Source organism: Pseudomonas sp. GW823-FHT01D03, from assembly GCF_058798255.1.
The window spans coordinates 4262019-4284436 of the sequence record NZ_JBXAKK010000001.1; the positions used below are offsets into that span (position 1 = coordinate 4262019).

20 protein-coding genes are annotated in these 22418 nt (G+C 61.2%); 9 read left to right on the forward strand and 11 right to left on the reverse strand.

Annotated elements, in window-relative coordinates; genetic code table 11:
• The first annotated feature begins 12 nt into the window (after window positions 1-12).
• Window positions 13-2958, forward strand: coding sequence for an HD domain-containing phosphohydrolase (locus AC1RBR_RS18670; RefSeq protein WP_492566042.1), 2946 nt, complete (start codon window positions 13-15; stop codon window positions 2956-2958).
• Here the strand turns inward: AC1RBR_RS18670 and AC1RBR_RS18675 are convergent, their stop codons facing one another.
• Complete coding sequence (locus tag AC1RBR_RS18675; protein ID WP_007969095.1) at window positions 2959-3441, reverse strand: GAF domain-containing protein; 483 nt, start codon at window positions 3439-3441, stop codon at window positions 2959-2961. It lies immediately after the preceding gene.
• Window positions 3438-4328 (reverse strand): DUF815 domain-containing protein, encoded by an 891-nt coding sequence (locus AC1RBR_RS18680; RefSeq protein ID WP_115983997.1) that lies wholly within the window; start codon window positions 4326-4328, stop codon window positions 3438-3440. The genes AC1RBR_RS18675 and AC1RBR_RS18680 overlap by 4 nt, the downstream gene beginning before the upstream one ends.
• Before the next feature lie 165 nt (window positions 4329-4493).
• Between AC1RBR_RS18680 and AC1RBR_RS18685 the strand changes: the two genes are divergently transcribed.
• Window positions 4494-6815: a hybrid sensor histidine kinase/response regulator gene (locus AC1RBR_RS18685; RefSeq protein ID WP_492566044.1), complete on the forward strand. Its 2322-nt coding sequence runs from the start codon at window positions 4494-4496 to the stop codon at window positions 6813-6815.
• On the opposite strand, the gene AC1RBR_RS18690 is transcribed toward AC1RBR_RS18685, so the two are convergent.
• From AC1RBR_RS18690 to msrB, 3 genes are all read right to left on the reverse strand, one after another.
• A complete protein-coding gene (locus AC1RBR_RS18690; RefSeq protein WP_253149444.1) occupies window positions 6799-7260 on the reverse strand; it encodes a MarR family winged helix-turn-helix transcriptional regulator in 462 nt (153 codons plus the stop codon). The two genes, AC1RBR_RS18685 and AC1RBR_RS18690, sit on opposite strands and share 17 nt — an antisense overlap.
• Complete coding sequence (locus AC1RBR_RS18695; RefSeq protein WP_095137311.1) at window positions 7257-7742, reverse strand: glutathione peroxidase; 486 nt, start codon at window positions 7740-7742, stop codon at window positions 7257-7259. The genes AC1RBR_RS18690 and AC1RBR_RS18695 overlap by 4 nt, the downstream gene beginning before the upstream one ends.
• Window positions 7743-7843: 101 nt before the next feature.
• A complete protein-coding gene (msrB, locus tag AC1RBR_RS18700) occupies window positions 7844-8239 on the reverse strand; it encodes a peptide-methionine (R)-S-oxide reductase MsrB (RefSeq protein WP_115984000.1) in 396 nt (131 codons plus the stop codon).
• Between the two features lie 223 nt (window positions 8240-8462).
• On the opposite strand from msrB, the gene AC1RBR_RS18705 reads away from it, so the two are divergent.
• Together AC1RBR_RS18705 and htpX are read left to right on the forward strand one after the other, a co-directional pair.
• On the forward strand, window positions 8463-9674 hold the full coding sequence (locus tag AC1RBR_RS18705) for a pyridoxal phosphate-dependent aminotransferase (RefSeq protein WP_003226761.1): 1212 nt from the start codon (window positions 8463-8465) through the stop codon (window positions 9672-9674).
• A gap of 304 nt (window positions 9675-9978) precedes the next feature.
• The gene (htpX, locus tag AC1RBR_RS18710; protein ID WP_007964827.1) at window positions 9979-10866 is read left to right on the forward strand and encodes a protease HtpX; all 888 of its coding nucleotides are present in this window, start codon (window positions 9979-9981) and stop codon (window positions 10864-10866) included.
• 200 nt (window positions 10867-11066) lie between these two features.
• Here htpX and AC1RBR_RS18715 read toward each other — a convergent pair whose 3' ends face one another.
• Window positions 11067-11714: a thiopurine S-methyltransferase gene (locus AC1RBR_RS18715; RefSeq protein WP_492566047.1), complete on the reverse strand. Its 648-nt coding sequence runs from the start codon at window positions 11712-11714 to the stop codon at window positions 11067-11069.
• Between the two features lie 104 nt (window positions 11715-11818).
• On the opposite strand from AC1RBR_RS18715, the gene AC1RBR_RS18720 reads away from it, so the two are divergent.
• Window positions 11819-12586: a DODA-type extradiol aromatic ring-opening family dioxygenase gene (locus AC1RBR_RS18720; protein WP_492566048.1), complete on the forward strand. Its 768-nt coding sequence runs from the start codon at window positions 11819-11821 to the stop codon at window positions 12584-12586.
• Window positions 12587-12691: 105 nt separating this feature from the next.
• On the opposite strand, the gene AC1RBR_RS18725 is transcribed toward AC1RBR_RS18720, so the two are convergent.
• The gene (locus AC1RBR_RS18725; protein WP_027613439.1) at window positions 12692-14365 is read right to left on the reverse strand and encodes a DEAD/DEAH box helicase; all 1674 of its coding nucleotides are present in this window, start codon (window positions 14363-14365) and stop codon (window positions 12692-12694) included.
• A gap of 421 nt (window positions 14366-14786) precedes the next feature.
• Between AC1RBR_RS18725 and AC1RBR_RS18730 the strand changes: the two genes are divergently transcribed.
• Window positions 14787-15578 (forward strand): crotonase/enoyl-CoA hydratase family protein, encoded by a 792-nt coding sequence (locus AC1RBR_RS18730; protein WP_492566049.1) that lies wholly within the window; start codon window positions 14787-14789, stop codon window positions 15576-15578.
• Between the two features lie 126 nt (window positions 15579-15704).
• On the opposite strand, the gene AC1RBR_RS18735 is transcribed toward AC1RBR_RS18730, so the two are convergent.
• The gene (locus tag AC1RBR_RS18735) at window positions 15705-16460 is read right to left on the reverse strand and encodes a spermidine synthase (protein ID WP_027613441.1); all 756 of its coding nucleotides are present in this window, start codon (window positions 16458-16460) and stop codon (window positions 15705-15707) included.
• A 153-nt stretch (window positions 16461-16613) separates the two neighbouring features.
• Between AC1RBR_RS18735 and AC1RBR_RS18740 the strand changes: the two genes are divergently transcribed.
• Complete coding sequence (locus tag AC1RBR_RS18740) at window positions 16614-17960, forward strand: class II 3-deoxy-7-phosphoheptulonate synthase (RefSeq protein ID WP_492566051.1); 1347 nt, start codon at window positions 16614-16616, stop codon at window positions 17958-17960.
• A 117-nt stretch (window positions 17961-18077) separates the two neighbouring features.
• Here the strand turns inward: AC1RBR_RS18740 and AC1RBR_RS18745 are convergent, their stop codons facing one another.
• Window positions 18078-19304 carry a winged helix-turn-helix domain-containing protein gene (locus tag AC1RBR_RS18745; protein WP_492566053.1) on the reverse strand — a complete coding sequence of 409 codons (1227 nt, stop codon included), beginning with the start codon at window positions 19302-19304 and terminating at the stop codon, window positions 18078-18080.
• A gap of 64 nt (window positions 19305-19368) precedes the next feature.
• Window positions 19369-19590, reverse strand: a complete 222-nt coding sequence (locus AC1RBR_RS18750) for a DUF1127 domain-containing protein (RefSeq protein ID WP_095137304.1) — start codon at window positions 19588-19590, stop codon at window positions 19369-19371.
• Window positions 19591-19686: 96 nt separating this feature from the next.
• Here AC1RBR_RS18750 and AC1RBR_RS18755 point away from each other — a divergent pair, with 96 nt between their 5' ends.
• Entirely contained in the window at window positions 19687-20541 is an 855-nt protein-coding gene (locus AC1RBR_RS18755) for a LysR substrate-binding domain-containing protein (protein ID WP_025113145.1), read from the forward strand.
• On the opposite strand, the gene AC1RBR_RS18760 is transcribed toward AC1RBR_RS18755, so the two are convergent.
• On the reverse strand, window positions 20531-21280 hold the full coding sequence (locus AC1RBR_RS18760) for a sulfite exporter TauE/SafE family protein (RefSeq protein ID WP_027613445.1): 750 nt from the start codon (window positions 21278-21280) through the stop codon (window positions 20531-20533). The genes AC1RBR_RS18755 and AC1RBR_RS18760 overlap by 11 nt on opposite strands.
• A gap of 109 nt (window positions 21281-21389) precedes the next feature.
• On the opposite strand from AC1RBR_RS18760, the gene AC1RBR_RS18765 reads away from it, so the two are divergent.
• The gene (locus tag AC1RBR_RS18765; RefSeq protein ID WP_492566055.1) at window positions 21390-22346 is read left to right on the forward strand and encodes a LysR family transcriptional regulator; all 957 of its coding nucleotides are present in this window, start codon (window positions 21390-21392) and stop codon (window positions 22344-22346) included.
• The last annotated feature ends 72 nt before the right edge of the window (window positions 22347-22418 follow it).

Here is a 22418-nt window from a genome sequence, read left to right on the forward strand (position 1 = left end):
GGAGAGTCAGCAATGCCCAGCCCACTGCGCCCGGATCGACGCCGGTTCCCGTTGCACGTGCACATCAGCGTCATGTTCACCTTTCTGCTGTTGCTGACGGGCGTTGTGCTGGGGTTGTTCAACTATCGCCAGACTACCCGGATCATTCTGTCGAGCAGCGAAAACCTGTTTAATCGCATCGAGCAGGACGTGCGCCTGGATCTGCATTCGACTTACGAACCGATCCGGCATCTGCTGAGCCTGCTGGCCCACAACCAGGCGGCCGGGGCGCCGAACCTGCAACAGCGTCTGGCGCTGCTCAAGCCGTTCAGTCAGGCGCTCAAGGACAACACCGATCTCGCCTCGCTGTATCTGGGCTACGGCAACGGCGACTTCTTCATGGTTCGGCCCTTGCGCACCAGCGCGCTGAAAACCTTGCTCAAGGCGCCACCAACAGCGGCCTATCAGGTCTGGAGCATCGAACACGATGCCGGCGGCGCTGCTTCGTCGCAGTCACTGTTTTTCGACCAGGCGCTGAGCCCCATCGGGCGTCAGGACAACCCCGACGACCGCTACGACCCGCGCACTCGCGCCTGGTATATCAACGCCCTGCAACAGGGCGACCAGATCACCACCGAACCCTATGTATTTTTTTCCACGCACAATGTGGGCACCACCCTGGCCCGACGCAGCAGCGCAACCAGCGTGATCGGTGCCGATCTGACTTTGGAGGCACTTTCGGCCACCTTGACCAAGCATGTGGTCACCCCGTCGACCGAAATCGTGCTGTTCGATGCCGATGGCAATGCGGTGGCCTATCCGGACAGCAGCCGGCTGATTGTCGACGGCAGCAGCGCACGCCTGGCCAAAGCGGCCGACCTCAGCCCGAATCTGCACGCGTTGCTGACCACGCAGCATAAGGACAAACGGCTCGATGTTGATGGGCGCCACTGGATCGTCGCCCGCAGCACCCTGCAGGAAGGCGGGCCGAAAGGTTTGCAGATGGCCCTGCTGGTGCCGGAGGACGAATTGCTCGCCGATGCCTACCGCATGCGCTGGCAAGGCGCGTTGATCACCCTGGCGACGCTGTTGCTGTGTCTGCCGCTGGGCTGGCTGATCTCGCGGATTCTGGTCAAACCACTGCATGCGCTGGTCAAGGAAGCCGACGCGATCCGCAGTTTCGATTTCAACTTTCCGGTCACCCGTCGCTCGCCGGTGCTGGAGGTTGACCAGTTGAGCCTGTCGATGGCGCGCATGAAGGACACGCTCGCCAGTTTCTTCCGCATCACCGACAGCCTCTGCGCCGAAACCCGCTTCGCCCCGCTGCTGCAACGGGTGCTGTTCGAAACGGTGCAGATCGCCCAGGCCCAGGCAGGCTTGATCTATCTGCGCGAAAGCGATGGCAACCGAATGGAGCCTTACGGACTGGTCATTGATGGCGCCTCGCACGAGCCGGGCGAGTTCGCTGTGCTGGGCCGGGATCTTCTGGCCGATCAAGGGCCAGCGTGGTTTCAGCAACTGATCAACGCTGACAATGTGGTCAGCAGCCTTGGCTTCGAGCAGGCCGGGGACTTGCAGAAAGTCCTGTTGGCCATGCAGTCGCCGCGCATCCACCTGATCGGGATCCGCCTGCGTAATCGGCACAACGAAACCATCGGCCTGTTGATTCTGCTGATCAACGACAGCGGCAGCGCTCAGGATCTGGAAAAGCTGCGCCCGGACCGCATCGCCTTCCTGCAAGCCGTGTCCGGCGCGGCGGCGGTGAGTATCGAAAGTCAGCGCCTGCAAGCAAAGCAGAAGCAGTTGCTCGACGCGTTCATTCAGTTGCTGGCCGGCGCCATCGACGCCAAGAGCCCCTACACCGGCGGCCACTGCCAGCGCGTGCCGGAACTGACCCTGATGCTCGCGCAGGCCGCGGCCGCCAGCCAGGCGCCGGCGTTCCAGAGCTATCAGCCCACTGAAGACGAATGGGAAGCCCTGCACATTGCGGCCTGGCTGCACGATTGCGGCAAGGTCACGACGCCGGAATATGTCGTCGACAAAGCGACCAAACTGGAAACCCTCAACGATCGCATCCACGAAATCCGCACCCGTTTCGAAGTGCTCAAGCGCGATGCCTGGATCAGCTACTGGCAGGCACTGGCGCTGGGCGGCAACGAGGCGCAATTGAGCGAACTGCGTGACGCCACACTGACGCAACTGGATGACGACTTTGCCTTTGTCGCCCGCTGCAATCTGGGCGGTGAGGCCATGGCGCCCGCCGATCTGCAGCGCCTTGAGCGCATTGCCGAGCGGCGCTGGACGCGCACCCTCGATGATCGCCTGGGGGTGTCATGGGAGGAAAACCGCCGCCAGGCGCAAACGCCGGCGGCGAATCTGCCGGTCAGCGAGCCACTGCTGGCGGACAAGCCCGAACATCTGATCGAACGCGCCGACAGCGAATTGATTCCGGAAGACAATCCGTGGGGGTTCAAACTGGATGTGCCACGTTATAAATACAATCGCGGCGAACTGTACAACCTGAGCATTGCCCGGGGCACGCTGACCCGCGAGGAGCGCTACATCATCAATCACCACATGGTGCAGACGATCCTGATGCTCAGCCACCTGCCCTTCCCCGGGCACCTGGACAGCGTTGCGGAAATCGCCGGTGGGCATCACGAAAAAATGGACGGCAGCGGCTATCCCAAACGCCTGAAGCGCGAAGACATGAGCCTGCCGGCGAGGATGATGGCGATTGCCGATATTTTCGAGGCGCTGACAGCGGCGGATCGGCCGTACAAGAAGGCCAAATCCTTGAACGAAGCCCTGGGAATCATGGCCACCATGTCCCGCGAGGCGCACATCGACCCCGAGCTGTTTGCGCTGTTCATCAACGATGGGGTGTACATGCAGTACGCCGCGCGGTTTCTCGATCCGCGCCAGATCGATGCGGTGGATCCGGCCAGCCTGTTGCGCAAGGCTGGCCTGAGTGCCTGATCAGCAGTCGGTCAGACGCAGGAAGATCGCCGCCAGTTGTTCAATGCCGGCCTGATCGTCGGTGCCGAAACGCGCGAGTTTCGGGCTGTCGAGATCAAGTACGCCGATCAACCGACCGTCCTTGACCAGTGGCACCACCAGCTCGCTGTTCGAGGCGCTGTCGCAAGCGATGTGCCCGGGAAAGGCATGCACGTCTTCAACCCGCTGGGTCTGCCGACTGGCCGCTGCCGCACCGCACACACCGCGGCCGAACGGAATGCGCACGCAGGCGATCTGGCCCTGGAACGGGCCAAGCACCAGTTCTTCGTTGCGATTGAGGTAGAAACCGGCCCAGTTCAAATCGTCGAGCTGGTTGAACAGGAACGCCGAAAACTGCGCGGCGTTGGCGATGAAATCGCGCTCGTCCGCCAGCAGCGATTCCAGTTGTGCGGCCAACATGCCATAGCCTTCGAGGCCCTGGCCGCTTTGTTGCAAATCAATCATGCCTTGTGCTCCAGCAATTTCAGTCCCACCCAGTAACGGGCGAATTGGTACGCGCAACGTCCGTTGCGATTGCCGCGCCCGGTTGCCCAGCGCACGGCGAGGATCTCCAGCTCTTCATCGCGTTGCCAGCTCAAGCCGGCCTTGGCCGCCAACTGGCCGATCCAGTGTTCGACGACGTTGAGGAAGTGTTCCTGGGTAAACGGATAAAACGACAGCCACAGGCCGAAACGGTCCGACAAGGCAATCTTGTCTTCCACCGCTTCACTCGGATGCAGCTCGCCGTCGACGCGTTTCCAGTTTTCGTTGTCGCTTTCCTTTTCCGGCACCAGATGGCGGCGGTTGGACGTGGCGTACAGCAAAACGTTGTCCGGGGCTTGTTCGAGCGAGCCGTCGAGCACACTTTTCAGCACGCGGTAATCGCCTTCGCCGGATTCGAACGACAGGTCATCGCAGAACAGCACGAAGCGTTGCGGCAGTTTGGCGATCTGCTCGACCACACGTGGCAGGTCGGCCAGATGGTCGCGTTCGATCTCGATCAAACGCAGGCCGGCCTTGGCGTGTTCGGCCAGCAACGCGCGCACCAGCGAGGATTTGCCGGTGCCGCGCGAGCCCCAGAGCAGCGCATGGTTGGCCGGCATGCCGTCGAGAAACTGTTGCGTGTTGCGGCCCAGCTGCTCCAACTGACGGTCGACACCGATCAGATCGGACAGGCGCATGTCGAGGCTGACTTCCAGCGGCAGCAAATAGCCGCTGCGCCCGTCACGCTGCCAGCGCGCGGCCAGGCAGGTTTCCCAGTCGATCAGGGGACGCGGCGCCGGCAGTAAGGGTTCGATCCGCGCCAGAACCGACTCGGCGCGTTCAAGAAAAGCATTCAATCGGGAATCCACGTCTTCTCCTCGGGCACGTTCACAGTGATGATGTCGATCCAGCGACGACAGACAGATCGCAATCCCCGTTCAAGCCTTGTTACAAGGCGCTTCGGGAACCTCGGTATCCATACATGATCGACTATGCTTGAGCAGCGAAGGGAAACGGAAGTGGTTCAACACCCCATGGATATCAAATTCACCCACCGGCTGTCATACAAGCAAGCCAGATTCACGGTGCTGGTCGGGTTCGTTCTGGGCACGCTGCTCAGCCTGCTGCAAATCGGCATCGATTATGCCAGCGAAGACGCCTCCATCAACCGTGAAATCCTGTCTTTGCTGGAAATCAGCCACAATCCGGCGTCGCGAATCGCCTACAACATCGATGCGGAACTGGCGCAGGAGCTGACCCTGGGCCTGTTGCGTTCGCCGGCGATCATCTCGGCGCAACTGACCGACAACAACGGCAACGTCCTGGCCAACGTCAGGCGCCCGGAGCTGCAAAGCGGTTATCGGGTGATCAGCGACTTCCTGTTCGGTGCCAAGCGCCAGTTCGAAGACCGTCTGTACCTCGACCACCTGCCCGAAGAATCACTGGGTACGCTGAGCCTGGAGGTCGATACCTACGCGTTCGGCAGCCGGTTTCTGCGCCGCGCCGAAGTCACCCTGCTCAACGGCTTTGCCCGCAGCCTGATTCTCACCGGGATCCTGTTGGCGCTGTTCTACGTGATGCTGACCAAGCCACTGGTGCGCCTGATCCGGGAACTCAGCGCACGTGACGCACGCAGTGCAGAGCCGACGACCCTGGAATGCCCGGCCGGCCACGCCAACGACGAGATCGGCGTACTGGTCAAAGTCGCCAACCAGCAGTTCGACAATATCGCCACGGAAATCCAGCAACGGCGCAACGCGGAAAACCGCCTCACCGATTACCTCGGGCAACTGGAGCACATCGTCTCGGCCCGCACCGCCGAGCTCAAGGCCATCAATACCCGGCTCAGCCAGTCCAACGAAGAACTGGAAGTCGCCCGCAGCACCGCACTGGACATGGCCGAAGCGCGCTCGGCATTTCTCGCCAACATGAGCCACGAGATCCGCACCCCGCTCAACGGCCTGCTGGGGATGATCGCCCTGTCCCTCGACGGGCCGCTGAATGCCGAGCAGCAGCAACAGCTGTCGATTGCCCATGACTCGGGCAAGGTGCTGGTGGAGCTGCTCAACGACATTCTCGACCTGTCCAAATTCGATGCGGGGCAACTGGAGCTGGAACACATCCCGTTCGATCTCGGCTCACTGATCGAAGACACCGCCAACCTGCTGTCGCAGAACGCCGCGCCGAGCGTCGAGCTGACCTGCCTGATCGACCCGCACTTCCCCGCGCTGGTGCTTGGGGATCCGACCCGGGTACGGCAGATCGTCAGCAACCTGTTGTCCAATGCCCTGAAGTTCACCCGTTTCGGCCGGGTCGATGTGCGCCTATCCGCCCACAAGGACGGGGTGCGCATCGGAGTCTGCGATACCGGCATCGGCATCGCTCAGGATGCCCAGGTGAAAATTTTCCAGCCGTTCACCCAGGCCGGCGCCGGCATCACCCGGCAGTACGGCGGCACCGGCCTCGGTCTGGCGTTGACCTACAACCTGTGCGAGGCCATGCAAGGCCGGCTGACCATCAGTTCCGAGGCCGGTTTCGGCAGTCAGTTCTGTGCCGATCTGCCACTGCCGTGTCACACCCGGGCGGTCATGCCGCCGCCACTGCACGGCAAGGTACTGGCGATCACGGCCGCCAGCAGCGGGCTGGCGGAACTGCTCAAGACATTATTGCCGGTGTGGGGCGTGAGCTATGAGCAGCGCACCATGGATGACCCGTTGCTGGGCCTGTCACCCGATCTGCTGATCACCGATTGCCCGGAATGTCTGTTCAGTCTGCGCCCGACCATCAGCGCACCGATCCTCGTCGTAACCGCTTACGGCAGTTTCATGCCCGGCGAAGAAGCCGCCGCGCTGGCGCCATTGCAGCAACAAGCCCGACCGCTGGCACGCAACGCGCTGTATCAGATCCTGCGGCGCATCCTGCTGTCCGATATCGCCACAATCAACGATGCACGCCTCGAGAGCCTGCCCGTCCAGCGCCGTGGACGGGTGCTGCTGGTGGAGGACAATCCGGTCAACCAGTTGGTGGCCAAAGGCATGCTCGGCAAGCTCGGTTGCGACGTGGTGGTCGCTGCCCACGGTGCCGAGGCGCTGGATCAACTGGAGCACGATGAGTTCGATCTGGTACTGATGGACTGCAACATGCCGGTAATGGACGGCTACGAAGCGAGCCGGCAGATCCGCCAGAGCGGGCGCTGGCCGAATTTGCCAATCGTCGCGCTCACCGCCAACGCCATGTCCGAGGAGCGCGAGCGCTGTCGCGCCGCCGGCATGAGCGATTACCTGGCCAAGCCATTCCGCCGCGAAGAGCTGGCGGCCCTGCTCGACCAGTGGATGCCGGCTACGTCAGCGCTTTGATCTGTCCCAGCAAATGATCGAGGCCATTACGCAAATCGTTGAGCCGATCGAGATCCACCCCGCTGTCGCACAACAAGCGGGCCTTGAGCGGCCCGACCTGCTCGCGCAGCGCTCGGCCTTGCGCGGTAAGGCTCAGATGCACTTCACGCTCGTCGCGCGCCGAACGCTGGCGTTGCACCAACTGCAATTGTTCAAGACGCTTGAGCAAAGGCGTCAGGGTGCCGGAGTCCAGCGCCAGGCGCTCGCCCAAAGCCTTGACCGTCGGTTGCTCCGGCGCACTGTCCTGCCATTCCCAGAGCACCAGCATCGCCAGGTACTGCGGGTAGGTCAGGCCGAGCTGATCGAGCATCGGCTTGTAAGCGCGAATCACCGCCCGGGACGCGGCGTACAACTTGAAGCACAACTGACTGTCGAGCTTCAGCGAATCGACGGGCAGGCTGTTCATTTGAGCAGGGCTTCGATCTCGCCGCTCAGCTCCTGCGGTTTGGTGGTCGGGGCGAAACGCTTGACCAACTGACCATCCTTGCCGATCAGGAACTTGGTGAAGTTCCACTTGATGCCTTGGGAACCGAGCAAACCCGGAGCGCGCTTTTTCAACTGCACGAACAGCGGATGTGCATCGCTGCCGTTGACGTCAATCTTCTTGAACAGCGGGAAACTCACGCCGTAGTTCAACTCACAAAACTCGCTGATCGCCCCCTCGTTGCCCGGCTCCTGCTTGCCGAACTGATTGCACGGGAATCCCAATACCACCAGGCCCTGATCCTTGTAGGTCTGCCACAGCTCTTCCAGGCCTTTGTATTGCGGGGTGAAGCCGCATTTGCTGGCGGTGTTGACCACCAACACCGCTTTGCCGGCGAAATCGGCCAGGGTCTTTTGCTCACCCTTGATGGTGGTGACGGGGATATTCAGCAGGTTGTCGCTCATGGGTCGGCTCCGCGGGTTATCGGAAAAGGCCAAACATAGCGAGCAATTAAATTGTGTGCAATTTAATTATCCGAATGGCGACCCGCAGGTCGCCTGTCCGCTTACTCGCGCGGCTCGAGATTCAGGCACACCGAGTTGATGCAATAACGCAGGCCGGTCGGTGGCGGGCCATCGGGGAACACGTGGCCCAGATGCGCATCACAGCGGGCGCATTTGACCTCGGTGCGGATCATGCCGTGGCTGGTATCGCGGATCTCGGTCATGGCGCTTTCGCCGATCGGCGCATAGAAGCTTGGCCAGCCGCAGCCGGAATCGAATTTGGTCTTGGAGTCGAACAGAGGCTCATTGCAGCAGACGCAGTGATAGACACCGTCGGTTTTGGTGTCGTTGTATTTGCCGGAAAACGGCCGTTCGGTCGCACTGAGACGGCATACGTTGTACTGCTCGGGGTCGAGCATCGCCCGCCATTCTTCAAGGGTTTTTTCCAACTTTTCCATCATCACACCTCAGCGGCTGAAAAAGCCCGATCTGTACCTTTTCCACGGATCGGGTGGCACGTATGATTGCGCCTCGTCACACGCCAGTCTGGCAGCCAGACCGGGCGCATTCAAACGGATTCTCGGCGCCATGGCGCAAGACTCCGCCTGTGCGAAGACGCAGGAATCCCAGTACGGTTGGCCATCCGCCGTCTGGATCGTTCATTTTCGGGATCACATCGCCATGCAGTTCAGCAAATCGAACAAGCTCGCCAACGTCTGCTACGACATTCGCGGCCCGGTGCTCAAGCACGCCAAACGTCTGGAGGAGGAAGGCCAGCGCATCCTCAAGCTGAACATCGGCAACCCGGCGCCGTTTGGTTTCGAAGCGCCGGACGAAATTCTTCAGGATGTGATCCGCAACCTGCCGACCGCCCAAGGCTACAGCGACTCCAAAGGCCTGTTCAGTGCCCGTAAGGCAGTGATGCAGTACTACCAGCAGAAGAATGTCGAAGGTGTCGGCATCGAAGACATTTACCTGGGCAACGGCGTGTCCGAGCTGATCGTGATGTCACTGCAGGCGCTGCTCAACAACGGCGACGAAGTCCTGGTGCCGGCCCCAGACTACCCGCTGTGGACCGCCGCCGTGAGCCTGGCCGGCGGTAACGCCGTGCATTATCTGTGCGACGAGGGCGCCGACTGGTTCCCTGATCTGGCCGACATCAAGGCCAAGATCACCCCGAACACCAAGGCCATGGTGATCATCAATCCGAACAACCCGACTGGCGCGGTGTATTCGAAAGAAGTGTTGCTGGGCATGCTGGAAATCGCCCGCGCGCACAATCTGGTGGTGTTCTCCGACGAGATCTACGACAAGATCCTCTACGACGACGCCGTACACATCTGCACCGCTTCGCTGGCCCCGGACCTGCTGTGCCTGACCTTCAACGGTCTGTCAAAGTCCTACCGCGTGGCGGGTTTCCGCTCCGGCTGGATCGCCATCTCCGGGCCGAAACACAATGCCCAGAGCTACATCGAAGGCATCGACATGCTGGCCAACATGCGCCTGTGTGCCAACGTGCCGAGTCAGCATGCGATCCAGACCGCCCTCGGCGGCTATCAGAGCATCAATGACCTAGTGCTGCCGCAAGGTCGCCTGCTGGAGCAGCGCAACCGTACCTGGGAATTGCTCAACGACATTCCGGGCGTCAGTTGCGTCAAGCCGATGGGCGCGCTGTATGCGTTCCCGCGGATCGACCCGAAAGTCTGCCCGATCCACAACGACGAGAAATTCGTTCTCGACCTGCTGCTCTCCGAGAAGCTGCTGGTGGTGCAAGGTACGGCCTTCAACTGGCCGTGGCCGGATCACTTCCGCGTGGTGACCCTGCCCCGCGTCGACGATCTCGAGATGGCCATCGGACGCATCGGCAACTTCCTCAAGTCCTACCGCCAGTAACCGGTCGACGGTGCGCAACGGCCCGAACGTTGCGCACTGTCTGATTCAGCAACACTTCTGCTCTCCCCGCCTCGCTGCGCCTTCTACACTTGCGATTCATAGGGCCCACCCGCCTCTGGCGCAGTGGCGGCGGGTAGCGGCTGGCTGTAATCCCTTTCGGTTCTGGCCGTGGGCAATGACCTGCAGACTCGGGAATTCGCTGTAGGACACAGTTTGAAATAGTCACTCGGTTGAATCACCCGGTGCCGCACCTTATATACCCCGCAGTACGCTACATCTTTAGCTTGAGGAGATTTCTACAACCATGATGCGCATCCTGCTGTTTTTGGCCACTAACCTGGCGGTCGTGCTGATAGCCAGCATCACCCTGAGCCTGTTCGGCTTCAACGGGTTCATGGCGGCCAACGGGGTTGATCTCAACCTCAGTCAGCTGCTGGTTTTCTGTGCGGTCTTTGGTTTCGCCGGTTCGCTGTTCTCGCTGTTCATCTCCAAGTGGATGGCGAAGATGAGCACCAGCACCCAGATCATCAGCCAGCCACGTACCCGGCATGAGCAATGGCTGCTGCAAACCGTCGAGCAACTGTCCCGCGAAGCCGGGATCAAGATGCCCGAAGTCGGTATTTTCCCGGCCTACGAAGCAAACGCCTTCGCCACCGGCTGGAACAAGAACGACGCGCTGGTCGCGGTCAGTCAGGGCCTGCTCGAGCGCTTTTCGCCAGATGAAGTGAAAGCCGTTCTGGCCCACGAAATCGGTCACGTAGCCAACGGTGACATGGTCACCCTGGCGCTGATCCAGGGCGTGGTGAACACCTTCGTGATGTTCTTCGCGCGGATCATCGGCAACTTCGTCGACAAGGTGATCTTCAAGAACGAAGAAGGCCAGGGCATCGCCTACTACGTGGCAACGATCTTCGCCGAGCTGGTACTGGGCATCCTCGCCAGCGCCATCGTCATGTGGTTCTCGCGCAAACGCGAATTCCGTGCCGACGAAGCCGGCGCACGTCTGGCGGGTACCAACGCGATGATCGGCGCCCTGCAACGCCTGCGCGCCGAACAGGGCCTGCCGGTGCACATGCCGGACACCCTGAACGCCTTCGGCATCAACGGTGGCATCAAGCAGGGCTTTGCCCGCATGTTCATGAGCCACCCGCCGCTGGAAGAGCGTATCGACGCGCTGCGTCGTCGCGGTTGATCGGTTTGGCGCAGTAACGAAAAGGCCCGCAGCGATGCGGGCCTTTTTTTGTGCGCGGGATTATGGGTCGGCTGTTCTGGCCTCTTCGGGAGCAAGCCCCCTCCCACAGGGTTCTGTGGTGTTCTCTGGATTTCTGATTCAACACGGATCACTGTGGGAGCGGGCTTGCTCCCGAAGAGGCCGTTAATGCCGATACAAAACTATCGGCCAGAAACCCGATACACCCGCTCCTCCAACCGCGTTACCCCCGCCTGCAGGAACCTGACACTCTCCGCCAGCACATCCTGCTCCTCAAGCACCTGCACCTGCCAGACTTCGCCCAGCAAGCGCTGCACCTCATCATCGCTCACCGCAAACGGTGGTCCGGACATCTGCGCCTGATCGTAATCCAGGGTAATCAACAACCCTTGCACACTGTGCGGCAGGATCTGCTGCAAATGCGCCGCATAGCGTTCACGCATCGGAGCCGGCAAGGCAATCAGCGCTGCCCGGTCGTACAACGCCGCGCAATCCGCTACATCGTCGGCTGTCAGCGCAAAGAAATCACCGCACCACAACTCGATGGAATCGGCGCGATAGACCTTGAACGGCCCCTTGGCGCTGACGTGCGGCGTTACCTGATGCTCACTGAAAAAATCCTCGATGGCCTTCTGCGACAGCTCGACCCCGAGCACCTGATGACCGTGCCCGGCCAGCCACGCCAAATCCAGACTTTTCCCACACAACGGCACGAGCACTCGCGCCGTTGCCGGTACCGCCCAGTGACGCTGCAGATACGGGTTCACCTCAGGCAGGTGAAAGCCGATCTGATTGGATTCCCACTTCTTGTGCCAAAACTCAGGCTGCATGCATCCCCCCAATAAATTCGATCAAAAGGCGTTAAAACTTATATTAGATTTAGATCAATGATCTGACTGAAGATGAGGTCATCTTACCGCTCAGGAACCTTTCCATGTTTCCCAGCCTGTTTATCTCCCACGGCTCACCGATGCTGGCCCTGGAGCCCGGTGCCAGTGGCCCGGCGCTGGCGCGTCTGGCGGCCGAACTGCCGCGGCCGAAAGCCATCGTGATCGTCTCTGCTCACTGGGAAAGCCAGGAGCTGCTGGTCAGCAGCAATCCTCGTCCGGAAACCTGGCACGACTTCGGCGGCTTCCCGCGCGCCCTTTTCGAAGTGCAGTACCCTGCACCGGGCGATCCGCAACTGGCAGCCGAAGTAGCTGAATTGCTTGACGCCGCGCATCTGCCGGCACGTCTTGATTCGCAACGCCCGTTCGATCACGGCGTGTGGGTGCCGCTGTCGCTGATGTATCCACAGGCGGATATACCGGTGGTGCAGGTATCACTGCCGAGTCGCGATGGCCCGGTGCTGCAAACTCGTGTCGGGCAGGCGCTGGCGAGTCTGCGCGAGCAGGGTATTTTGCTGATCGGCTCCGGCAGCATCACCCACAACCTGCGCGAACTGGACTGGCATGCCGGCCCGGAAAGCGTCGAGCCGTGGGCACAGGACTTCCGCGACTGGATGATCGACAAGCTGGCGGCCGACGATGAGGCGGCACTGCATGATTATCGTCAGCACGCGCCCAATGCGGTACGCAGCCATCCGAGTGATGAGCATTTGTTGCCGCTGTATTTTGCGCGGGGTGCGGGAGGTGAGTTCCGCGTAGCGCATAAAGGCTTCACGATGGGTGCACTGGGTATGGATATCTATCGTTTCGGGTGACGTCTTCGCGAGCAAGCTCGCTCCCACAAAGGCAAAAAGCAGGCAAAAAAAATCCCCGAACCAGTCGGGGATTTTTTATGTTCGATCAATCAGCCCAAGGGCGGATCAATCTTCGCGATAGCGACGCAGTTTCAGCTGCTTGCCAGCGACGCGAGTGTCCTTCAGTTTGGTCAGGAGTTTGTCCAGACCATCTTCCGGCAGCTCGACGAGGCTGAAGCTGTCACGCACCTGGATGCGACCAATTGCTTCGCGAGCCAGACCACCTTCGTTGAGGATGGCGCCCAGCAGGTTCTTGGCGGCGATACCGTCACGCGCACCCAGCGCGGTACGGCAACGGGCACGACCTTCGCCCAGAGGCATTGGCGCGCGACGCTCGCGGTCACCACGCTCAGGACGATCACCGGAACGCTCAGGACGGTCGCCACGCGGTGCGTTGTTCGGCACCAGTGGACGCTCCTTCTCGATCGCCGCCAAGTTCAGCGCTTGACCGTTGGTCGCCTTGCGCAGCAGGGCTGCAGCCAGAGCACGCGGCGTGCAACCGATGTCGGCAGTCAGGCGATCCAGCAGTTCGCCGTGAGTCGACTCGGCATCAGCAACCAGCGGCGACAGGCTGTTGGTCAGTTTCTTGATGCGTGCATCGAGAACAGCCTGAGCGTCCGGCAGACGCACTTCGGCAACCTTCTGACCGGTGACACGCTCGATCACTTGCAGCATGCGGCGCTCACGTGGAGTCACCAGCAGCAGCGCACGACCTTCGCGACCGGCACGGCCAGTACGGCCGATACGGTGCACGTAGGATTCCGGGTCGTACGGCATGTCCACGTTGAATACGTGGGTGATGCGCGGAACGTCCAGACCACGGGCAGCCACGTCGGTCGCGACAACGATGTCCAGGCGGCCATCTTTCAGCGAGTCGATGACGCGCTCACGCTGGTTCTGGGCGATGTCACCGTTCAGCGCAGCGGCCTTGTAGCCTTTGGCGTCGAGGGCACTGGCCAGATCCAGGGTCGCTTGTTTGGTGCGCACGAACATGATCAGCGCGTCGAAGTCTTCCACTTCCAGCAAGCTGAGGACGGCGGAGGTCTTCTGGTCAGCGTGAACCAACAGGTGAGCCTGTTCGATCGCGGTAACGGTCTGGGTCTTGCTCTGGATCTTCACGTGCTTCGGATCGCGCAGGTGACGCTCGGCGATGGCACGGATCGACTGCGGCAGGGTTGCCGAGAACAATACGGTCTGACGGGTTTCCGGCATGGCCTTGAAGATCACTTCCAGGTCATCCATGAAACCGAGTTTGAGCATTTCGTCTGCTTCGTCCAGAACCAGGTGGTTCACGGTAGCGAGGACTTTTTCGTCGCGACGCAGGTGGTCGCACAGACGGCCCGGAGTGGCGACAACGATCTGTGCGCCATTACGGATTGCTTTCAATTGTGGGCCCATCGGCGCGCCGCCGTAGACAGCCACAACAGTTACGCCCGGCATTTGCTTGGCGTAGGTTTCGAAAGCGGTTGCAACTTGTAGCGCCAACTCACGAGTTGGGGCCAGGATCAGAGCTTGCGGCTCGCGCTTGGACGGATCAATGCGGTGCAGGATAGGCAGGGCAAAGGCAGCGGTTTTACCGGTACCGGTTTGCGCCTGACCAATCATATCGTGACCGGCGAGGATGATCGGGATCGACTGCTGCTGAATGGCCGAAGGCTCTTCATAGCCGGTAGCGACTACTGCAGCGACAATATTGGGATGAAGTTCAAGAGCGGCGAAGCCGCCGATTTCCTGGGTCATGGGTCTGCCTCTAAGTGCATCCGCAAAGACCCATGCTCCAAAGCTGCACATGCCGTGTTGAGACTCAAGAGTCGCCCTGGCAGCTTTGTCGGCGGGGATTTGCGAAAACGTATGAATGAAAAAGAATCGTCAAGGAAGAGCCCGCAGTGCGGACGTGCAGCCGAAGCTGACTTCGGGGAATTGCGCTACCTAAACGCGGCCCGGTTAAAGGCCGGCGCGCACTATACCGGAATTTGCCCAAAAAGGGAGCTTTTTTTATCGCCTGAATCGGTGTGTCACCGCTGTGTAACGGGGTTTTGCGGATAATCGTGCAAAGGTCTATTTTGCAAAGGCCCGGCCCTGCGGGTGATGACGCTTAAACGATTCATCGATGTGCGGCATACCGTCGCTGCACCCGCCCTTCCCGCCCGAGGATTTCTTCATGAATCAGCCCTGCCCCGGCCGCGTCAGCCGTGAACGTCGAGGTCATATCCACTTGATCGGCCTCGACCGGGCCGCCAAACGCAACGCCTTCGACCTCGATCTGCTCAACGATTTGAGCCTGGCCTACGGCGAGTTCGAGGCCGACAGCGAGGCGCGGGTGGCGGTGGTGTTCGGGCATGGCGAGCACTTTACCGCCGGTCTGGATCTGCTCAACGCCAGCGCCGCCCTCGCCGAAGGCTGGCAGGTTCCGACCGGCGGTTACGACCCATGGGGTGTTTTTGTCGGGCCGCGAGTGAGCAAACCGGTGATTGTTGCCGCGCAGGGCTACTGCCTGACCATCGGTATCGAGTTGATGCTGGCCGCCGATATCAACCTGTGCGCGAGCAATACCCGCTTCGCGCAAATGGAAGTGCAGCGGGGGATCTTTCCGTTTGGTGGCGCGACGTTACGTTTTCATCAGGTGGCCGGCTGGGGTAACGCGATGCGCTGGTTGCTGACCGGCGATGAGTTTGATGCCCACGATGCGTTGCATCTGGGTTTGGTGCAGGAAGTGATGGCCAGTGAGGACCTGCTGCCGCGGGCTATTGAGTTGGCCGAACGGATCGCCCGGCAGGCACCGTTGGGGGTGCAGGCGACACTGATGTCGGCGCGCCAGGCGCGCTATGAAGGTGAGACGGCGGCGGCGCAGGGGTTGCCGGCGCTGGTGAAAAAGTTACTGGGGAGTGAGGATGCCAAGGAGGGGATCAGGTCGCTGGTGGAGCGGCGGCCGGGCATCTTCAAAGGGGTCTGAGCATTATGGCGCCTGCCAGGGCGCCATCGCGAGCAGGCTCACTCCTACAGGGAAAACGCATTCCAATGTAGGAGTGAGCCTGCTCGCGATAGGGCTAGATCGGCGAACAAGGCCATCACTGACCACTCAAGTCGCCGGGCGAATCGCCTTGATCAACGACTGCAACGAATACCCCAGCCGTGGCGCCAGCACTTCGGCGCGGGCGGTCAGCGCCTGCATGTCCAGCTCCTGATCGAGATCTGCAGGCACAATCAGAATCACATTGCCCTCTTTCACCGGCAACTCCCAGTAATGCCGGTGATACAGCCCGCGCAACAACGCCGCGCCCAACGGTTTGCCATCATCGGTGGCCCACTGATTGATCACCAGCCAGCCGCCTGGATTCAGACGCTTCTGACAGTCGCCGAGGAAACTCCAGGCCAGATGCCCGACACCCGGGCCGACGTCGGTGTACAGGTCGACGAAGATCAGATCCGCAGGCTCGGCCGTCGGCAGCAACTCCAGCGCATCGCCGACCCGAATATACAAACGTGGATCATCATCCAGCCCCAGGTATTCGATCGCCAGACGCGGCACGTCCGGGCGCAGTTCGATAGCTTCGACGTCTTCCAGCGGCAGGAACTTGAGGCAAGCCTGGGTCAACGTGCCGGCACCGAGACCGAGAAACAGCGCGCTCTCCGGTTGCTCATGGCACAACGCACCAATCAGCATCGCCCGGGTGTAGTCGTATTCCAGCCAGCTCGGATCGGCGGTGAACACGCAGCTCTGCTCGATGGCATCGCCGAATTCCAGAAAGCGGTAATCGGCCACTTCCAGCACGCGAATCACGCCGAACTCATCCTGTACCTCGGCGAGCAACAGCTCGACGCGCTCCTCAGTCATTTCGTCTCCTGATGGTCACCGGGCGCGGTGACGCGATGGCACCGCTCCGGCGCCGTGGCAAAGCGGCGATTGTCGGTGATGGGGCGGGAGCAGGTCACGCACTAATTGCTGCTACCATGGGCTTCCCGTGCGTAGAACCAATTAGAGACCGTGATGAGCCAACCCTGGAGCCCTGACAGCTGGCGCGCCTTGCCGATCCAGCAACAACCCCAATACCCTGACGCGGCGCATCTGCGCCAGGTCGAGCAGACCCTGGCCAGCTATCCGCCGCTGGTGTTTGCCGGCGAAGCGCGCGAGCTGCGCCGGCAGTTTGCCGAAGTGACTCAGGGCCGGGCGTTCCTGCTGCAGGGCGGCGATTGCGCGGAAAGCTTCGCCGAATTCTCCGCCGCAAAGATTCGCGACACTTTTAAAGTGCTGCTGCAAATGGCGATCGTCATGACTTTCGCCGCCGGTTGCCCGGTGGTCAAGGTCGGGCGCATGGCCGGCCAGTTCGCCAAACCGCGCTCGGCCAACGATGAAACCATCGACGGCGTGACCCTGCCGGCCTACCGGGGCGACATCGTCAACGGCATCGGTTTCGACGAAAAGAGCCGCGTGCCGGATCCGGAGCGCCTGCTGCAGTCCTATCACCAGTCCACCGCCACCCTGAACCTGTTGCGCGCCTTCGCCCAGGGCGGTTTTGCCGACCTGCATCAGGTGCACAAGTGGAACCTGGACTTCATCGCCAACTCGGCACTGGCCGAAAGATACAGCCACCTCGCCGACCGCATCGATGAAACCCTGGCGTTCATGCGCGCCTGTGGCATGGACAGTTCACCGCAACTGCGCGAAACCAGTTTCTTCACCGCCCACGAGGCACTGCTGCTGAACTACGAAGAAGCCTTCGTGCGTCGCGACAGCCTGACCAACGATTACTACGATTGCTCGGCGCACATGCTGTGGATCGGCGACCGCACCCGTCAGCTCGACGGCGCTCACGTCGAATTCCTGCGTGGGGTGAACAACCCGATCGGGGTGAAAGTCGGCCCGAGCATGAACCCGGACGACCTGATCCGCCTGATCGACGTGCTCAACCCGGACAACGATCCGGGCCGTCTGAACCTGATTGCGCGGATGGGCGCGAACAAGGTCGGCGATCACCTGCCGGCGCTGATCCGCGCGGTGCAGCGTGAAGGCAAGCAGGTGCTGTGGAGCTCCGACCCGATGCACGGCAACACCATCAAGGCCAGCAGCGGCTACAAGACCCGCGACTTCGCGCAGATCCTTGGCGAAGTGAAGCAGTTTTTCCAGGTGCACGAAGCCGAAGGCACTTATGCCGGCGGGATTCACATCGAGATGACCGGGCAGAACGTCACCGAGTGCATCGGTGGCGCGCGGCCGATCACTGAAGATGGGCTGTCGGATCGTTATCACACCCACTGTGATCCGCGGATGAATGCCGATCAGTCGCTGGAACTGGCGTTTCTGATTGCCGAAACTCTGAAACAGGTTCGCCGCTGAATCAGTCAGATTTTTAGCGTCGGGCAGGCCGCCTTCGCGAGCAAGCCCGCTTCCACATGGGTTTTGTGTACGACACAGATCCAGTGTGGGAGCGGGCTTGCTCGCGAAGAGGCCCGCTCAGTCACAGCCGATCTGCGCCAATGCCACCCGCAACCGCCCCGCACTCTCACGCTGACAATTCAGTTGCACCCGCCCAAGCCCCAGCCAATCGGCCATCTGCCGCAAATTCAACGCCAGCGCCAACATCCCCTCGTCATCCAGCCCCGGCTCTTCCTCGTGCACTGCATGCACCGCCAACCGCCCCGACGCTCGCTCGGCGCGCAAATCGACCCGCGCGGCAATCCGCTCGTTGTGCAGAAACGGCAACACGTAATAGCCGTAGACCCGCTTGTCCTGCGGCGTATAGATCTCCAGCCGATAGCGAAAATCGAACAAGCGCTCGGTGCGACTGCGCTCCCAGATCAGCGAGTCGAACGGTGACAACAGCGCACTGGCGATGACTTTACGTGGGACTTTCGGCTGCGGCAGGCAGTAGGCGATCTGTCGCCAGCCAGCGACTTCGCAGGTCTGCAATTGCCCGTCCTCGACCAGCTCCGCCAGACGCGGTCGCGCATCGGCCGGGCTCAAGCGGAAATAATCGCGCAGATCCTTTTCCGTGCCGACGCCGAGCGCCTGAGCCGCGTGCAGCAGCAAACCGCGTTGCGCTTCGGCCTCATCCGGCAGCGGCTGCTGCAGAATCGACTTCGGGATCACCCGCTCCGGCAAATCATACAAACGCTCAAAACCGCGGCGTCCGGCGACGGTCACTTCACCGGCAGCGAACAACCATTCCAGCGCGTGCTTTTCTGCGCTCCAGTCCCACCATTGCCCGGCCTTGTCCTCGCGGGTCGACAGGCTGCCGGCGCCCAATGCGCCCCGCTCCTCAACCGCGCTTAAAACGCGGCGCACAACGTCCTGCTGCTCAAGACCAAACTTCGCCAGTTGCTGATAAATGTCTCTGCCATTTCTGGCGCGCTGCATCCGCCAGCCCATCAGCGGATACATCGCCAGCGGCAGCAACGACGCTTCATGGCCCCAGTATTCGAACAGCGTGCGCCGGCGCCCCGAACTCCAGGCAGCCTGGTCGAGCAGATCAGAAGAATAGGAACCCAGACGGGAAAACAGCGGCAGGTAGTGCGAGCGCACCACGGCATTGACAGAATCGATCTGCAACAGGCCCAGCCGTTCGATCAGCCGGTTGAGCTGCGGCGCGCGGACGGTTGGCGGCTGGCGCCCGTTGAACCCTTGGGCAGCCAGCGCCAGACGTCGCGCCTGTTTGAGGGAAAAGGCCAGAGTCGCGGGCATGAGCATCTCCTTGTCTGCTCGCAACCTACCTCACCTGAAAGTGGTTTGTGTAGTAAGGCCCTGATCATTTATGCATCGGATCGTCCCAGAACGGCCGAATGGCCTCGTGTTCGACATCGGCACGGCTGACCCCGATGTCCTTCAACGCTTCGTCGCTCAGACTGGCGAGCATCTCGCGTTCACGGTGCAGTTCATACCAGCGGCTAAACTTGTGCAGCAGATCGGAAACGATATGGCCGTGGCCGGAAAATCTTGTGTCGTCTACATACTCTCTTTGACCTTTCATCGTGTTGCCCTCCTTGTGGATGGCTCAAGTCTCGCGCTGGCGCTAAGATCAATCCAACGAATGTTTCTGATGGCATTCATCACGGAGATTCATCAATTGTCGGCCTACCCCAGTATCGATACCGATGTCCTGCGCACCTTCGTCGCGATTGCCGATCAGGGCGGGTTCACTCGCGCCGGCGAGATGGTCAATCGCACGCAATCGGCCGTAAGCATGCAGATGAAGCGGCTGGAAGAAGATGTGCTGCAACGCCAACTGTTCGAACGTGACGGCCGCCAGGTACGCCTGACCGCCGAGGGCCAAGTGCTGCTGGGTTATGCGCGGCGCATCCTGAAATTGCACAGCGAAGTGTTCAACACCCTGCGCGAGCCGCACATGGTCGGCACCGTGCGTATCGGTACGCCGGACGATTACGTGATGCGGTTTCTGCCGGGGATCCTGTCGCGGTTCGCCCAGTTCTACCCGTTGATCCAGATCGAAGTGCATTGCGAGTCCAGCAAACAGTTGTTGCAGCGCACCGATCTGGACTTGTCGATCGTCACCCGCGAGCCGGGCAACGAGATCGGCCAGTTGCTGCGCAAGGAACGTTTCGTCTGGGCCGAAGCGCAGAACTTCAGCGCCCACGAGCAGACGCCGTTACCGCTGGCGATGTTCAACAGTGATTGTTTCTGCCGTTTGTGGGCGTGCAATGCGCTGGACGCGATGGGCCGCGACTACCGCATCGCCTACAACAGCACCAGCCTGTCGGCGCTGATGGCGGTGGTGAGCGCGGGTCTGGCGATCACCGCGCAACTGGAAAGCCTGATCACCCCGGACATGCGCATTCTCGGCGCCGCCGAGGATCTGCCGCTGTTGCCCGAGGCCAGCATTATGCTGATCCGCAACCTGAACAATCCGTCGCCGATCACCGAATGCCTGGCCGAGCACATCGTCGAAGGCTTCAAACTTTAAACGCGAGCATCACCGCGCACAGCACCAGAAAGCCGCAAAACAGCCCGCGCAAGAGCCTTTCCGGCATAGCGTGGGCGACCTTCACGCCCCAACTGATGCTGGCCAGACCGCCAATGGCCAGCGGCAGGCCGATCATCCAGTCCACTTCGTGATGTACGGCGTAGGTCACCAGGGTCACGCCAGTGCTGGGCAACGCCAGCGCCAGCGACAGGCCCTGGGCAACCACTTGGCTGGTACCGAACAGGCTGGTCAGCACCGGCGTTGCCACCACGGCCCCGCCGACACCGAACAGACCACCCATGGTTCCGGACGCTGCGCCCAGCACACCGAGCCATGGCCATGAGTAACGCATCTCGGAGGTCACGGCGGTTTTCTTGCCGAACATCTTCAGCAGGTTGTACGCCGAGAGCACCACGAGGAACGCGACAAAGCCGATACGCATGGTTTGCGCATCGATGCCCACCGCCCAGATCGAACCGATCCACGCAAAGCAAAAACCCATCACAGCCAACGGCAGCGCATGACGCAGCTCGATGCGATTACGCTGGTGATAGCGCCACAGCGCCAGCATCACGTTGGGCACCACCATCACCAGCGCCGTGCCTTGGGCGATCTGCTGATCGAGGCCGAACCACACGCCCAGCAGCGGAATGGCGATCAAACCGCCGCCAATGCCGAAGATCCCGCCCAGGGTTCCAAGGGCGGCGCCAAACAGCAGGTACAACAAAAACTCGATCACAGCGATGTCCTCATCTGTCAGGCGACTCATCCTACGCAGTCGAGGCTGGCGGGGAAACGCACAGCAACGCACAATGGCTATGCCAAGTTCGCACAAGCATTGAACACTTATGAACCCCAATCAATTGACCGATCAGCTCGGACTGTTTCTCGATGTGCTGGAAAGCGGCAGTTTTTCTGCGGCGTCCCGTCGTCATCCGCTGACGCCATCTGCCGTGGCGCGGCGCATTGACAGCCTGGAAAGTGCGGTCGGCAGCCAGTTGTTTATTCGCAGCACCCACGCGGTGCGGGCCACCCCGGCAGGTCTGGCGTTTGCCGAGCGGGCACGGCGCATCGTCAACGAGTTGCAATTGGCCCGTGCCGAAGCGGTGTCGTTGAGCAGTGCGCCGGAAGGCTTGATCCGCATCGATGCCCCCGCCGCTTTTGGTCGCCGGCATCTCGCGCCAGTCATCGCTGACTTTCTGGTGCTGTACCCGGGCCTCGACGTGCAGTTGCACCTGATCGACAGCTTCATCGATATGCACGGCTCGAATCTGGGCAAAGTCGATCTGGTGCTGCGCGCCGGGCAAATGGCCGATACGCGGCTGGTCGCCACGCCGCTGGCGAGCATGGTGCGCATTGCCTGTGCCAGCCCCGACTATCTCAAGCGCCGTGGCGCACCGAGCCATCCTGCGCAGTTGAGTGAACATGACGGGCTGGATTGGGAAGGCCTCGCCCCGCCCTTCGCCTGGCGCTTCGAACTGGACGGGCAAATGCAACTGCATCGCCCCGCGCGCATCCGCATGAGCGCCAACAATGCCGAAGCGCTGGTGTGCGGGGCACTGGCAGGTCTGGGCATCGCGCATTTGCCGACCTGGCTGGCCAGTGAGTACCTGCTGCGTGGCGAGCTGTTGCCGCTGTTCTGCGAGAGCGGTCTGCCACAACCGGAGAGCACTGGCATTTATGCATTGCGCATGGAACAGCAAACCAATTCGCGCAGCCGCTTGCTCCTGGAATACCTCAACACCCGCTTCAGCCCGGTTCCGCCGTGGGATCTGGCGCTACAGCGCGAGCTGGGCCGGCACTAGATTCTGGATAATTATCTGGCGCATTAAACATTCGGGCGCTAGATTCAAGCCGATCACTGAACAAGGCTTTGC